This is a genomic window from Peribacillus huizhouensis (assembly GCF_014138605.1).
Lineage (GTDB): Bacteria > Bacillota > Bacilli > Bacillales > DSM-1321 > Peribacillus > Peribacillus huizhouensis.
Window position 1 is genome coordinate 289,264 of record NZ_JACJHX010000001.1, and the last position, 14,472, is coordinate 303,735.

The 14,472-nt window shown below is 36.0% G+C and carries 13 protein-coding genes; 6 read left to right on the forward strand and 7 right to left on the reverse strand.

The features are described from left to right. Window positions 1-164: 164 nt before the first annotated feature. Window positions 165-1,142 carry a COX15/CtaA family protein gene (locus HNP81_RS01335; protein WP_182501317.1) on the forward strand — a complete coding sequence of 326 codons (978 nt, stop codon included), beginning with the start codon at window positions 165-167 and terminating at the stop codon, window positions 1,140-1,142. Window positions 1,143-1,186: 44 nt separating this feature from the next. Here the strand turns inward: HNP81_RS01335 and pyc are convergent, their stop codons facing one another. Both pyc and HNP81_RS01345 read right to left on the reverse strand, forming a co-directional pair. Continuing rightward, window positions 1,187-4,627: a pyruvate carboxylase gene (pyc, locus tag HNP81_RS01340; protein ID WP_182501318.1), complete on the reverse strand. Its 3,441-nt coding sequence runs from the start codon at window positions 4,625-4,627 to the stop codon at window positions 1,187-1,189. 338 nt (window positions 4,628-4,965) lie between these two features. Further along, window positions 4,966-5,247, reverse strand: coding sequence for an Fpa/YlaN family protein (locus HNP81_RS01345; RefSeq protein WP_028392983.1), 282 nt, complete (start codon window positions 5,245-5,247; stop codon window positions 4,966-4,968). Window positions 5,248-5,713: 466 nt separating this feature from the next. Between HNP81_RS01345 and HNP81_RS01350 the strand changes: the two genes are divergently transcribed. Beyond that, entirely contained in the window at window positions 5,714-6,211 is a 498-nt protein-coding gene (locus HNP81_RS01350; RefSeq protein WP_028392984.1) for a hypothetical protein, read from the forward strand. A 72-nt stretch (window positions 6,212-6,283) separates the two neighbouring features. Here HNP81_RS01350 and HNP81_RS01355 read toward each other — a convergent pair whose 3' ends face one another. Then, complete coding sequence (locus HNP81_RS01355; protein ID WP_182501319.1) at window positions 6,284-7,612, reverse strand: PhoH family protein; 1,329 nt, start codon at window positions 7,610-7,612, stop codon at window positions 6,284-6,286. Between the two features lie 308 nt (window positions 7,613-7,920). Here HNP81_RS01355 and HNP81_RS01360 point away from each other — a divergent pair, with 308 nt between their 5' ends. Then, window positions 7,921-8,523: a YhcN/YlaJ family sporulation lipoprotein gene (locus tag HNP81_RS01360; protein WP_028392986.1), complete on the forward strand. Its 603-nt coding sequence runs from the start codon at window positions 7,921-7,923 to the stop codon at window positions 8,521-8,523. Window positions 8,524-8,832: 309 nt separating this feature from the next. After that, the gene (locus HNP81_RS01365) at window positions 8,833-9,033 is read left to right on the forward strand and encodes a YlaI family protein (protein WP_028392987.1); all 201 of its coding nucleotides are present in this window, start codon (window positions 8,833-8,835) and stop codon (window positions 9,031-9,033) included. Window positions 9,034-9,308: 275 nt separating this feature from the next. On the opposite strand, the gene HNP81_RS01370 is transcribed toward HNP81_RS01365, so the two are convergent. After that, window positions 9,309-9,617: a YlaH-like family protein gene (locus HNP81_RS01370; protein ID WP_028392988.1), complete on the reverse strand. Its 309-nt coding sequence runs from the start codon at window positions 9,615-9,617 to the stop codon at window positions 9,309-9,311. 29 nt (window positions 9,618-9,646) lie between these two features. Continuing rightward, entirely contained in the window at window positions 9,647-11,491 is a 1,845-nt protein-coding gene (typA, locus tag HNP81_RS01375) for a translational GTPase TypA (protein ID WP_182501320.1), read from the reverse strand. A gap of 127 nt (window positions 11,492-11,618) precedes the next feature. Here typA and HNP81_RS01380 point away from each other — a divergent pair, with 127 nt between their 5' ends. Continuing rightward, on the forward strand, window positions 11,619-11,801 hold the full coding sequence (locus HNP81_RS01380) for a YlaF family protein (protein WP_034302053.1): 183 nt from the start codon (window positions 11,619-11,621) through the stop codon (window positions 11,799-11,801). Between the two features lie 352 nt (window positions 11,802-12,153). Here HNP81_RS01380 and HNP81_RS01385 read toward each other — a convergent pair whose 3' ends face one another. Further along, the gene (locus HNP81_RS01385) at window positions 12,154-12,966 is read right to left on the reverse strand and encodes an inositol monophosphatase family protein (RefSeq protein ID WP_028392991.1); all 813 of its coding nucleotides are present in this window, start codon (window positions 12,964-12,966) and stop codon (window positions 12,154-12,156) included. Between the two features lie 453 nt (window positions 12,967-13,419). Next, the gene (locus HNP81_RS01390; RefSeq protein WP_028392992.1) at window positions 13,420-13,617 is read right to left on the reverse strand and encodes a YkzI domain-containing protein; all 198 of its coding nucleotides are present in this window, start codon (window positions 13,615-13,617) and stop codon (window positions 13,420-13,422) included. 184 nt (window positions 13,618-13,801) lie between these two features. On the opposite strand from HNP81_RS01390, the gene HNP81_RS01395 reads away from it, so the two are divergent. Then, a complete protein-coding gene (locus HNP81_RS01395; protein ID WP_028392993.1) occupies window positions 13,802-14,434 on the forward strand; it encodes a YktB family protein in 633 nt (210 codons plus the stop codon). Window positions 14,435-14,472 lie beyond the last annotated feature (38 nt).

Consider the following 14,472-nt stretch of genomic DNA (forward strand, 5'->3'; position numbering starts at 1 on the left):
ATCAAGTAAGTGTTTTCATATCACTAATTAACCCCAGTTCACTAATTACACATATAATTACAATAATTGTCGAAATATTGACATCATAGTTGATGTAAATATGCTAAGATACATACATAGTCGATATTGTAATTACTCAAAAGCATATAAAGTAGGTGGAGTACATGCAAAAGCGTTTAAAATGGTTTGCTGTTTTAACAACGTTAGGGATGTTGCTTATTTTATTAGGTGGGGCCCTCGTAACAAAAACAGATTCTGGTATGGGTTGCGGGCGTTCTTGGCCATTATGTGAAGGCCAGCTCATTCCAAAAGTAATTACACCAGAACTAATAATTGAATTCGCTCATAGGATAGTATCCGGTGTTGTTGGACTCATGGTTCTTATTCTTTCTATTTGGAGCTGGAGAAAAATTGGGGATGTCCGCGAAACTAAATTTCTTTCTGCACTTTCTTTTTGTTTTCTTCTACTTCAAGGATTAATCGGAGCAGCTGCGGTTAAATGGGGACAATCCGATTTTGTACTCGCTGCTCATTTTGGAATTTCATTAATTTCTTTTGCTGCTGTTTTCTTGCTAACCTTACTGATCTTTGAGGTTGACAAGAAGTTTGAAGCAGATAAATTAATCGTTGACAAACGAATGAAATTTCACATTTTCGGTTTAATCACATATTGTTTTTTTGTAGTCTACACTGGTGCATTGGTCAGACATACAGAATCTAGTCTTGTATGTAAAGACTGGCCACTATGTGTAAATGATGCATTTGTTCTACCTTCCAATATGTACGAATGGATACAAATGGGACATAGGGCAGCTGCTGGGCTCATTTTTGTTTGGGTTTTGTATATTACGGTTCTAGCATATAGACACTATCGACAGCAGAAAGTACTCTATTGGGGATGGCTTTATGCATTAATCCTTGTGTTTTTACAAGTAGTCGCTGGAGCTCTCGTTATTTATTCAAGACTGAATCTGATTATTGCACTTTCACATGCATTATTTATTGCTTGTTTCTTTGGAGTTCTTAGTTATTTATTACTTTTAACTTCTAGAAGCAAAAAGAATGAAAAGGCGTTATTTCAAACAACACACAATAAAAATAAAGAGAAAGATCTATCAAATTCTTCAATAACGATTCATTAATACATACGAAAAACGGCTGACTTAAGTCAGCCGTTTCTTTTTGGTTATTTAGTTATTTCAATCAATAAATCACCCGTACTAATCGCATCGCCATTTTTAACATGAATATCTTTAATAATTCCAGAGAAAGGAGCTTGTACAGTCGTTTCCATTTTCATTGCTTCTGTAATTATTAGATGATCTCCTTGCTTAACTTGTTCACCTTTTTGCACAACAACATTGAGTACTGTTCCTGGCATGGTTGCTCCAAGATGCGATTGATTTTTAGAGTCTGCTTTTATTTTTGTTTGAACAGAGGATTTTATACCCTCATCTTTAATGGTAACTTGACGAGCCTGACCGTTTAATTCAAAATAAATCACTCTCGTACCATCAGCTTGCGGCTGAGAAATTGATACAAGTTTAACAATTAAAGTCTTACCTGTCTCGATTTCCACTTCAATTTCTTCTCCAAGACGCATGCCATAAAGGAATGTTGGCGTATCAAGTTGCGATAAATCACCAAACTGTTCACTTGTTTTTACATAATCCAAAAATACTTTAGGATATAGTGCATATGCTAACACATCGAAACTTGTTACTGGTCTGCCTAGTTCCTTAAATAAGTCGTCTTGTAATGCAGTAAAGTCAACCGGTTCCAATAATTCACCAGGCCTTACTGTAATCGGCTTTTTACCTTTTAGAATGACTTCTTGCAGTTCTTTAGGGAAGCCACCTTCTGGTTGACCTAAGTAACCTTCAAAAAGTTCAATTACTGAATCTGGGAAGTCAATCGTCTTTCCTTTTGCCAAGACTTCTTCTTCTGTAAGGTTGTTTTGAACCATGAATAAAGCCATATCACCTACTACTTTGGAAGAAGGTGTAACTTTAACAATATCTCCGAACATAATATTTACACGGCGATACATTTCTTTAACTTCATTCCATCGTTCGCCTAATCCTACTGCCTTCGCCTGTTGCTGGAGATTACTATATTGTCCACCTGGCATTTCATGTTGATAAACTTCTGTATGAGGTGAGACCATACCACTTTCGAAATCATGGTAATATTCCCTTACACCCTCCCAATAAGTCGACAATTTCTCTAATGAATTAATTTCTAGCTTTGGTTGACGTTTCGTTCCTTCAAGTGCATAGTATAGCGTTTGAGCACTTGGTTGAGAGGTAAGACCAGCCATTGAACCAAGTGCTGTATCAACAATATCTACACCTGCATCAATCGCTCTTGCATACATATACGTACCGTTTCCACTTGTATCATGTGAGTGTAAATGAATTGGGATATCTACAGTCTCTTTAAGTTCAGAAATTAATCGATAAGCCGCCTCTGGTTTTAAGAGACCTGCCATATCTTTTATGCCAAGAATATGCGCTCCTTGATTCTCCAATTCCTTCGCTAAATTTTTATAATAATCAATTGAATATTTCACTCGCGTTGGGTCATTGATATCCCCTGTATAGCAAATAGCCGCTTCTGCTATTTTCCCAGATTGACGAACAGCATCAATAGCAACTTCCATTCCTTTGACCCAGTTTAAACTATCAAAGATTCGATAGACGTCGATACCTGCTTGTGAAGATTTTTGAACGAATTCTTCAATTACATTATCAGGATAGTTCTTATATCCAACAGCATTGGACGCGCGCAATAACATTTGAAAAAGGACATTTGGTGCCTTTTTCCTTAATCCAAGAAGCCTGTCCCACGGATCTTCTTTTAAGAATCGATAAGCGACATCGAACGTAGCTCCTCCCCACATTTCAAGGGAAAACAGATTCGGCAACAATTTTGCCGTCGGTTCAGCAATTTGCATTAAATCAGTTGTTCTAATTCTTGTTGCTAAAAGCGATTGGTGGGCATCACGAAAAGTCGTATCAGTGATAAGTACTTCATTTTGTTCTTTAACCCATTTCACGAGACCGTCAGCACCATTTGCATCTAGAATTTGCTTTGTTCCTTGCTGAGTAGGGGCATCCGCTGAAATGATTGGAATGATCGGTTTCTCAAACACAGGTTTCTTCTTTTTTTCAACGCCAGGGAAGCCGTTTACTGTTACATTCCCAATATAAGAAAGCATCTTTGTACCACGGTCTTTACGTACAGGGAAAGAAAAAAGTTCAGGCGTTGTATCGATGAATGATGTGTCATACTCGCCACTAAGGAATTTCTCATGTTTTACAACATTTTCAAGGAAAGGGATGTTCGTCTTAATACCACGAATCCTAAATTCTTTTAAATTACGCTCCATTTTCGCTGCAGCTTTTTCGAAGGTAAGTGCATGAGTTGAGACTTTAACTAATAAAGAATCATAATAAGGTGTTATGACTGCTCCTTGGAATGCGTTACCTGCATCCAAACGGACTCCGAAACCACCACCTGAACGATAAGCCGCCAATCTACCAGTATCCGGCATAAAGTTATTTAACGGATCTTCCGTTGTAACCCTCGATTGGATTGCAAAACCATTCGTTGTAATTTCATCTTGATGTGGAATACCGATTTCCTTTTCGTATAATTTATGTCCTTCAGCAATTAATAATTGTGACTGAACAATATCAATTCCTGTAATCATCTCAGTAAGTGTATGCTCAACTTGGATGCGCGGGTTTACTTCGATAAAGTAAAATTCTTGATTCGCCACGAGGAATTCAACGGTTCCTGCATTCACATAGCCGACATTTTCCATTAAACGAACAGCCGCTTCACAAATCCTCATTCTTAAATCTTCTGTTAAAGAAACGGAAGGGGCTACTTCCACTACTTTTTGGTGACGCCTTTGGACAGAACAATCACGCTCATATAAATGAACGATTTCGCCATGTTTGTCTCCGAGGATCTGCACTTCAATATGCTTTGGATTTTGAATAAAACGTTCTACATATACTTCATCATTCCCGAAAGCCGCTTTCGCTTCAGACTTTGCTCGGTCATATGCCTCCTGAACTTCTTCCAATTTGTGAACGATACGCATTCCACGGCCACCACCGCCAAGCGATGCTTTAATAATAATCGGAAAACCGTGCTTTTTACCAAATTCCTCTACATCCACAACCGAACTCACAGGACCATCGCTTCCTGGAATAACAGGAATATTCGCTAATTCAGCCTGAGTTCTTGCTTTTACCTTATCACCGAACATATCTAAATGCTTTGTCTCAGGACCAATAAAAATGAGTCCTTCTTCTTCACATCGACGAGCAAACTCAATATTTTCTGCCAAAAATCCATACCCAGGATGAATCGCATCAACATCGCTTTTTTTGGCGATTTCAATGATACCTTCAATGTCTAAATAGGCATCAATCGGTTTTTTTCCTTCCCCAACTAAATATGCTTCGTCCGCTTTAAAACGATGATATGAATTGTGGTCTTCTTTAGAGTAGATAGCTACAGTTCTAATCTTTAATTCTGTACAAGCTCGAAAAATCCTAATAGCGATTTCTCCCCGGTTTGCTGCCAAAACTTTTCTTATACGTTTTACCATTAACCCACACCTACTTTTATGTATTTTCGTTTGTATATTGTAAAAAGAGCAAGAATCAAATCAAGATCTTATTCACACATTGTTTACATATAACCAATTTTTTGTCATAGTTTGAACATTGCAACTTTTTACTCATAATTTTGTTCCATAAAACCGTTTTAGTCAATGGTTTTTTAAAATTCAAAATAGTTAAGATTATTAAATTTATTATTGCTTAGTATAATACAAATATAATAATTATGTATATAACAATAATAGGAAAGTTATGTGTAATGATATAATTATATAAAAAAACTCAAACAACTATAACGAATCGTTTGAGTTAATTTCTTACTATATTATTTTCTTAAAGAAGCCTCATGTAAAGCAGAAAGTTCCCTCTCAAGCGATTCTAAGAGTGACTTTCCTTCCGCCTCATCGACTAAACCTAAACGAACAGCGAAATCTATTTCACGAGATAGGCCGTACATTTGAGTATCTAGAACCTCTTCATATAGAGGACATTGAGGCATTGTCAAATTATCCATTTGTACTTTAATTAATTTTAGAATCTTGTCAGCATCTGCTTTTAATAAAGCATAGGCTTTTTCTTGATGATTGACAAGCATTTCAGATGCCATATGAAATCCCCCCGCTCAAGAAGCGTACAATCTTATCTATAAATTTTACCCCTAGTTGTCTAAAAAAGCAAGGATAATTAGATAAGCTCTAACCCATTCTTTTTAACGATAGTTATCCATTGAGTCTATTAGAACAAGATTAACAATCCTTTTCTTACTTGTGAGTGACTTTTTCAACAATTTTCTTTATACTTATTCTTGTATAATTATTATGAAGGTCCTCTTAACCTGTTTTCGTATCCTTTGTTGCTGTTAAATTATATTTACACTATTATCTGGGTTGATTTTCGTTACACAGGTACTCGCTTTTAAGCGGGCGGTCTCAGGAGCCTCCTCAGTGCTTCTCTAAGTAGGAGTCTCGCATATTAACTACAATCAATATCTGCTAGAATTTGTTACTTGAAAAAAACAACAATTCTTACGATGAAAAGAGCCTTAACATTTAAATAGAGAGGAATGTATATAAATGGAATCTATCGTATTTATTCAAGGAAATGTGAAGTTTCCAATCACGTTAGATCCAGGTGTGTGGATCTTTGACGACCGGAAAGTTGAGATTGAAACCTATTTCAATTCTGATACTAAAGTGGAAAATGAATTAGAGGAATATACGATTGCAGCATCAAAGCATTGGGAAAAAGAAATCCGCGAGGGAGCAACAATGCCCCCAACATTAAAGACAGAAAGAAAATTTGAGAAACAACGGCTATTAGAAGGTACGTTTGTTATTCCTTTTAAACCTTTTCTAGATAATGCTGAACCTAATTCTAATGCAACTGAAGTAGTAGTCAAAACAGCGAATTCTGAACAGACATTTACTAAAGAAGATGCAGAAACTTTTGTTATTGGTTTCTCTATTAATGGAAAGCCAATTAAAGAACATGGGCCAATGTACATATACTTTGGAGATGGATCTAATATTCAGAATCCAATTAAAGATGTACGCGCATTCATTATTCGATAATTTGAACCTGGTTCCATGACGTAGTGCCTTAAGTAAGTTTACCGACTCTTCGTCATGGAATCATAATTTTTCTTAAAGTAAATTAGCAGCAAGCTGAGCCAATCCAGACCTCTCACCTTTAATTAATTTAACATGACCCGCAATCTGCTGTTCTTTAAATTTCTCCACTACATAGGTTAGCCCATTATTATATTCGTCTAGATATGGATGGTCTATTTGTTCAGGGTCTCCCATCAAAACGATCTTACTTCTTTCGCCAACCCTCGTCAAAATCGTTTTTACTTCATGTTTTGTAAGGTTTTGAGCTTCATCTATAATAATAAATTGATCAGGGATGCTTCGACCTCGAATATATGTTAGTGCTTCGACCTCAATCGAGCTCATACCTGCCAAGATTGCATCTAGTTCACCTGGCTTCTTTGTATTAAATAAATACTCTAAATTATCAAATATAGGTTGCATCCACGGCCTTAGCTTTTCTTCCTTTTCGCCTGGTAAATATCCTATATCTTTCCCAACCGGCACAATGGGCCTTGCAACAAGCAACTTTTTATATCTTCCAAGATCTTCTGTTTGCATTAAGCCAGCTGCAAGCGCCAAGAGCGTCTTACCAGTTCCTGCTTTTCCAATTAGTGTAACAAGTGGAATATCCGATCTAAGCAAAATTTCCATCGCCATAACCTGTTGAACATTTCTGGCTTTAATTCCCCATATATGATCTTCATCAAAGATCAACTTTCTCGCTGTCTTTCCAGTAAAATCAACTAGTGCAACAGCAGATGCAGAAGTGCCTAGAATGTCTTTCATCAATATAAATTGATTTGGATGCAGCGGTTCTTTTGTAATACTTGATACAAGTAGACTTCCTTTTCCATAAAATTGATTTAGCAGTTCGCGCGAAACTAAGATTTCTTGAAAACCACTATAAATATGATCTAGTTCGACAACTCGGTCATTTAAAAAATCCTGAGATAATAATCCAATCGCATCTGCCTTCACACGAACAAGGGTATCTTTACTAACTAGGATAACAGTCTTGCCATTTTTTTTAGTTTGTTCTTCTAGCGAAAGGTTTTTGGCTACTGCCAGTATTCGATTATCATTTGTCTTTTCAATGAAAATTTCTTGGAGCTCATGAAATGAACGATGGTTTAACTCAATTCTTAATTCTCCGCCATTATGAAGCGGTATCCCGTGATGTAATTTTCCTTTTTCACGAAAACCATCAATAAGCTTTGAGACTTGTCTCGCATTCCTGCCGATTTCATCCATATATCTTTTCTTTGAATCCAACTCTTCCAATACAACTGCAGGAATGATAACCTCATTGTCTTCAAACGAAAAAATAGCGTATGGATCCTGCAGCAAAACATTCGTATCTAACACATAAATTTTGTTCAAAAGGACGCCTCCCGCCTAATCTTTTGTCGGAATATTTATGATGTTTTTCAAGGTGGTGACTTAGTACATAATAAAGTTCCACCGGCGTATCCTTTCACATTTTTTTAAATGCTTATAGAAATCTATGGTGAATGCCCCCCTTTTATAGTGGACGAGACGACTGTTGATAAAATATATGTCAATCTGCATAAAGATAGAAGAACAATTACAGACTATAAAAGAAACTTCCATCAGTTTATGTAGCCTACGTCATATACTTGTGGCTAGTTACCTTTGATAATCTAGAAAAGTACAAAGGAGGTTTATTATTGAGCAAACGCATATTTCCTTATTTAATTGCCAGCTTTCTATTCTTGAACAGCGGTTGTTCTGCCAATCAACAAGGTCAAGAGAATGTAAATACGAAGAAGCAGCAAGCAACAAATGTGAATTATTCAACGATACAACAAACAGATCCAGCAACAAATTCTGACACTGCTAAAAGACTTATTGATTTGGCCTCTAAAGTTCCTCATGTAAATGATGCAACTGCAGTCGTTTTTGGTGATTATGCTATTGTTGGTATCGATATTGATTCTGATATTGAACGATCACAGGTTGGAACGATCAAATATTCAGTTGGCGAAACGTTAAAGCACGACCCATTTGGGGCTAAAGCAGCAGTAGTTGCTGATCCTGACTTAAATGCTCGAATTAGAGAAGTAGCTAAAGATATCCAAAATGGTAAGCCTGTCCGCGGAATCTTAAATGAACTATCGGACATTACATCAAGAATAATCCCAGAAGTTCCAGGAGATATCCAAGACCCTACTCCTTCAAAAGCAATAGAAGAACAAAAAGGGAATTTAAATCATCAGGAAAAGAAAAACTTGGATGATAAACAAGAAAAGCAATCGAATGGATATAAATAAAGGCAACCTTTGTAAGTTCATTTTCACTTCAACAAAAGTATCCTCTCTTCATATATATCATAAACTACCTAGATATTTATTAACTGTTTGTTAAGCAAGAGTAAAAGTTCAATGAAGAAATTTTTCTCCCCATTAGAAGAGGATTTATGCCTCTTCTATTTTTTTATTATAAAAAAAACATGGTATACTTAATTATCGAAGTTTTTATACTGTATTATTTACCATTGTTATATCTAATATTTATTATAAAAAAATGGTTTAACATAGTCTTTATTAAGTTAATTTTTTATTCCGAAAGAGGTTTTTGCGATGAATGTAAAATGCGTAATTTGTGATAAAGTTGAACCCATTCCTACAGATTCTCCCGAAGCGAAAAAGCTCCGAAATCGCCCGATTCATACATATATGTGTCAAGAATGCCATCAGAGAATCGAAGAAAAAACAAACGCTCGTATTAATACAGGCAATTTCAGACTTTATCGAACTGTTAAGAAGGATGATGAATGGTAAAAAAAACTATTGTTCTCTTAATTTTGATCATATATCACGGTCATCTTAAGGCTTAGTAGAAGCGTAGGTGAGGAATCAAGAAAATTCTCACTGATTGAAGTTTCACTTTATCAATTTCTTAACTCTCCTTCGCATATACAAGTATATGTATGAGCTTTACGTTAGGAACATACTCAAGCAAATACGAAAGGGTCTAACCTCACATCTTCTATACATCGTTTTAATGAAACAATTACCGATGTATATAATGTGAGGTCAGACCCTTTTAAGGACATCTAAACCTGCTTTTCTGTTCTTGAGTTATGCAAGCGATACTTATAAATTCCGAGGACAAAAGCTGCAATGACAAGTGCTTCTCCCATCGGCAGGAACACTGCTAGGAAGGAAAGAACAGTACAACCAAGAGCCATAATTGCATAAATGACTACGTTCTTTAACAGTGGTAGTTTTTTCGCAAACCCTAACTGATAGACAACGACACAAAGTGCAAAAATTGTTAAATACAAGTACCACATTCCAGCCTCTGGATTCTCATCCACCCGATATAGAGAAGCAAAAAATGACAAACGCTCCTGGATATCCATTTCAAACCCTCCTAGTAGCTAATTATTTATTATTCAGCCGTTTCAGCTTGTTTTTTCTTTTTCGCTGCTTTTTCACGTTCATTTTTATCAAGAATCTTTTTACGAAGACGGATCGATTCAGGTGTTACCTCACAGTATTCGTCATCATTTAAATATTCAAGCGCTTCTTCAAGAGACATGATTTTCGGCTTTTTCATTGTTGAAGTTTGATCTTTGTTTGCAGAACGCATATTCGTCATTTGTTTTGCTTTAACGATGTTTACTGCTAAATCATTTTCACGATTATGCTCACCAACGATCATTCCTTCATAAATTTCAGTGCCTGGTTCAACAAAAAGCATACCTCTGTCTTCAACTTGCATCATACCATATTGCGTAGATTTTCCTGTTTCCATCGAAACAAGTACACCTTGACGTCTTCCACCAACTTGTCCAGTTTGCATCGGCTGATAGCTGTCAAATGTATGGTTTAATATGCCATAACCGCGCGTTAAAGATAAGAATTCTGTAGAATAGCCAATTAATCCACGTGCAGGAATGTTAAAAATAAGGCGAACTTGTCCACCATTATTAATCATATCTAACAACTCGCCTTTACGAGCTCCCATTGATTCCATAATAGCACCTGTATGTTCTTCTGGCACGTCAATTTGAACCCGCTCAACTGGTTCACAACGAACTCCGTCAATGACACGAACGATTACTTCTGGTTTAGATACTTGAAGCTCATACCCTTCACGTCGCATGTTTTCAATTAAGATTGATAAATGAAGCTCACCGCGACCTGAAACTGTCCAAACATCCGGTGAATCTGTGTTATCAACTCTTAAGCTCACATCTGTTTCAAGTTGAGTTCTTAAGCGCTCTTCAATTTTACGAGCTGTAACATATTTCCCTTCACGACCCGCAAATGGACTGTTATTTACTAAGAATGTCATTTGAAGCGTCGGCTCGTCAATTCGTAAGACAGGTAATGCTTCTTGATGTTCAGTTGGACAAACCGTTTCACCAACGTTAATATCTTCCATACCGGAAACAGCGATCAAGTCACCTGCAACAGCCTCTTGGATTTCAACTTTTTTCAAGCCGATGTAACCAAAAATTTTCGTTACACGGAATTGCTTGACAGAACCATCAAGTTTCATTAAAGCTACTTGTTGACCAACATGCATTTTCCCACGGAAAACACGACCGACACCGATACGACCGACATAGTCGTTATAATCAAGCAATGCCACTTGGAACTGAAGTGGTTCATCACTGTTGTCAACTGGAGCAGGAATATTCTCGACGATCGCTTCAAATAAAGGAGTCATATCCTCTTCTTGTTTAGCTGGATCAGGGTCAATACTTGCAGTTCCAGATATACCAGAAGCATAAATTACCGGGAAGTCCAGCTGATCATCCTCAGCACCTAGCTCAATAAATAAGTCAAGTACTTCATCCACTACTTCTTCCGGACGTGCTGATTCTTTATCAATTTTGTTTACCACAACAATTGGTGTGATTTTTTGCTCTAATGCTTTTTTCAAAACAAAGCGTGTTTGTGGCATACAACCTTCATAAGCGTCAACAATTAGCAGAACACCATCAACCATTTTCATGATTCGTTCTACTTCTCCACCAAAGTCAGCGTGACCAGGTGTATCCAGAATATTAATGCGTGTTTCTTTATATTGAACAGCCGTGTTTTTCGCAAGAATGGTAATTCCACGCTCTTTTTCAATAGCGTTAGAATCCATCGCACGTTCTTCTACGTGCTCATTCTCACGAAAAGTACCTGATTGCTTCAGCAATTGATCCACCATTGTCGTTTTCCCATGGTCAACGTGGGCAATAATGGCTATATTTCGAATATTATTACGTAATTTCAAGCAATTCACTCCTAGAGGAAATTTAGTTTAGGCATATCTATATCATTAACTTACATATTATATCACAAACATAGTATAATCAAAGCAAGAAATTCTGTACATTATAAATAAATAAAGAGGTGAAATCATGAATATTAAATGGAATTTCCTTGTATTGGCATTATTAGCAGTTATCTGTATAAGCGGAATTGGTATTGCAATTGCAGAAAAAAGCATCACAATTGCCGCTATATGTGTTATAGCTTTAACAGTTATTATGGGGTACGGGTTTACCCAAAAGAAAAAATTACGTGAACAAGGAAAGTTATAGAAAAGAGCGTCAAAAAAGGTTGAGCATATACTTTGTCCGCCGTTTATTTTGTCATTTATATACAATTTAAACAATTCATTAAAGAAATTAGTTCAGCCACGTTATCGGATTTTTTCGATCAACAATAAAGTGAAACTTCCATTTCGCTCGGTAAGTTTCACTTTATTGATAATTCTCGAAATTTGAGTATTTCAGCTTGAATGTCAAGTTTGAGACTAACATATTAAGATGCGAAATTACAAGAGATACTTTTACTTCTCATATACAGAGAGCAACAGACAATTGCGCTAATATCTACAATAATACACCTGATAATTAGCAATTAAGATTTCAGCTGGTGAACTTACTAAGTTTAGTATTTTACAGTTGGCCAGCCATTTTGGAAATATGTTTCAGAAATCGCTTGATGAAGACCCGGTTTAGAAACAAACAATGATGAGCCATTTAAATAATCAAGTGGATTTCCTGACATCGTTGTAATTTCACCGCCTACTTCTTCAATTAAAATGGAACCTGCAGCAAAATCCCACGGTGCAAGTCTCATTGTCATATAAGCATCTATTCTTCCGGAAGCAACAAAAGCCATTTCAATAGCTGCCGATCCATATGATCTTGTACCCCTGACATCCTTTATTATAGGTGTAAGAATCTGATGATCAACCCTTTTATTTTCCATAAGCCAGGTGGCATTAATTGACAGTATCATTTCTGAAATCGATACTTTTTTCAAATTCGTCAGTTTCATATTATTTAAATATGCACCTTTACCCTTAATTGCATGATACAATTCATTTTGTACAACATCATAAATAAGTCCAATTTTGCCGACACCATCCTCATAAATTCCAATGGATATTGCAAAATTCCGTTGTTGATGAACAAAATTCATCGTCCCATCGATTGGGTCAATAATCCAAACAACGCCCTTTAAGTCCGTAATCCGTTTCCCCATTCCTTCTTCCCCCAAAATTCGATGAGTAGGAAACGTTTCAGTAATGTTATCAAGAAAAAATTGCTCGATTTCTTTATCCATATTGGTAACTAAATCATTGGCGTTTGCCTTAGTTTCAATATTGAGGTTCTCTTCAAATGATGATTTAAGTCTTTTTCCCGCGGTCATGATCCAATCCTTTGCATATGTATCAATCTCTGAATAATTCTCCATCATTTTATCCTCCAGACATAGATGTATAAAATCTACTAACGATAATTCGTACTTCAAGAATAATGGAAACATTGTCCTGTATCAAGTTTTATCATATCGTATTATTCAATTGGAACCTGATCTTAAGGGTTCCCATAATCAAACTAATTTACAAATTGAATAGGCATATTATAAAAGCTATTCATTTAAAATAGGGAAAGCAAATAAAATTTCATATTGGGGGTACTACTGCCCGAAATGTGGGATAAGCCACAACAGCGTTATATGTAAAGCCGAGCTGCAATAAATATTTTATTACCTTGTTCACATGATTACCCACCTTGTCCTATGACGAAAAGCGGACACCATTTACTTTAAAAAAACGGTGTCCGCTCAGCTATATTTAACTTTCATAAAACAACTATGGTGAATCCAACAATTCTTCGTTTCTTTCTTGATCATAATTACTATAAATTACAGTGCCTTTAGTTTTACAAGCTCATTCCGAATACGTTCTAATTTTTGCTTACACTGATTTTTCTTCTGATCATTTTCTTCCTTTATTGCTTCAAAAAGAGTAGCCAATTCATAATCCATTTCCATTCGAAGCACTGCTTTTCGGTGTTTTTCAACTTCTTTAGCTTTCATTGCTTGATTCATTACTTGTTTCATAAATAATTAACTCCTTTCAGTAATTGACCAAATTTTCTGTTTTTTTATTACATTCTATGATTTCACTGTGAAAATCGTAACTAAATTGTGCTCTAACCTATACTGAAGTTTTTGTAATCTGATTTTTTTAATTATGTTTTTACCTATGCTACAATAGCCCTTAAAGGAACTAAGGAGGAAAAAAATGAACGTAACATGTTTTTCAGCTGCAGATTTTGACGTATTTAAAATCGAAGGACTCGATAATCGAATGGAAGCACTCAAAGATCAGATTCGCCCTAAACTAGATGCACTTGGGAACCACTTTGCAGGTGAACTTTCCACAATGACTGGTCAAGAACTATACCCACACATAGCTAAACATTTAAGACGAACCATCAATCCACCAAATGATACTTGGGTTGCTTTCGCCGCTAACAAACGAGGATATAAAATGATGCCTCATTTCCAAATTGGTTTATGGGGTAGCCATATGTTCGTTTGGTTTGCTGTCATTTATGAAGCTCCCATGAAGGTTCAGTTCGGTCAAACACTTGAAAAATCTGTGAAAAATATTAATAAAAACATTCCTGCCAATTTTGTGTGGTCGTTAGATCATACAAAACCAGAAGTGATTCCCCATAAAACACTATCTGTGGAAGATTTAACTGCTATGTTCAAAAGGTTGCAAGAAGTAAAAAAAGCGGAAATTCTTTGTGGTATTAAAATCTCGCGTGAGGATGCTATTAACCTCTCAGACAGTGATTTTATCAATACTATTCATAATGCTTTTGTCCATTTAATACCCTTGTACACACTAACTGAAACATCCCTTTAAAAATCTGATTTCATATGCAGGATATCCAATTATACGTT

What these genes read in the sequence shown, in the direction of transcription:
- HNP81_RS01335 (WP_182501317.1), top strand. Translation starts at nt 165, where the DNA reads ATGCAAAAGCGTTTAAAATGGTTTGCTGTTTTAACAACGTTAGGGATG.
- pyc (WP_182501318.1), bottom strand. Translation starts at nt 4,627, where the DNA reads ATGGTAAAACGTATAAGAAAAGTTTTGGCAGCAAACCGGGGAGAAATC.
- HNP81_RS01345 (WP_028392983.1), bottom strand. Translation starts at nt 5,247, where the DNA reads ATGGCATCTGAAATGCTTGTCAATCATCAAGAAAAAGCCTATGCTTTA.
- HNP81_RS01350 (WP_028392984.1), top strand. Translation starts at nt 5,714, where the DNA reads ATGGAATCTATCGTATTTATTCAAGGAAATGTGAAGTTTCCAATCACG.
- HNP81_RS01365 (WP_028392987.1), top strand. Translation starts at nt 8,833, where the DNA reads ATGAATGTAAAATGCGTAATTTGTGATAAAGTTGAACCCATTCCTACA.
- HNP81_RS01370 (WP_028392988.1), bottom strand. Translation starts at nt 9,617, where the DNA reads ATGGATATCCAGGAGCGTTTGTCATTTTTTGCTTCTCTATATCGGGTG.
- HNP81_RS01380 (WP_034302053.1), top strand. Translation starts at nt 11,619, where the DNA reads ATGAATATTAAATGGAATTTCCTTGTATTGGCATTATTAGCAGTTATC.
- HNP81_RS01385 (WP_028392991.1), bottom strand. Translation starts at nt 12,966, where the DNA reads ATGGAGAATTATTCAGAGATTGATACATATGCAAAGGATTGGATCATG.
- HNP81_RS01390 (WP_028392992.1), bottom strand. Translation starts at nt 13,617, where the DNA reads ATGAAACAAGTAATGAATCAAGCAATGAAAGCTAAAGAAGTTGAAAAA.
- HNP81_RS01395 (WP_028392993.1), top strand. Translation starts at nt 13,802, where the DNA reads ATGAACGTAACATGTTTTTCAGCTGCAGATTTTGACGTATTTAAAATC.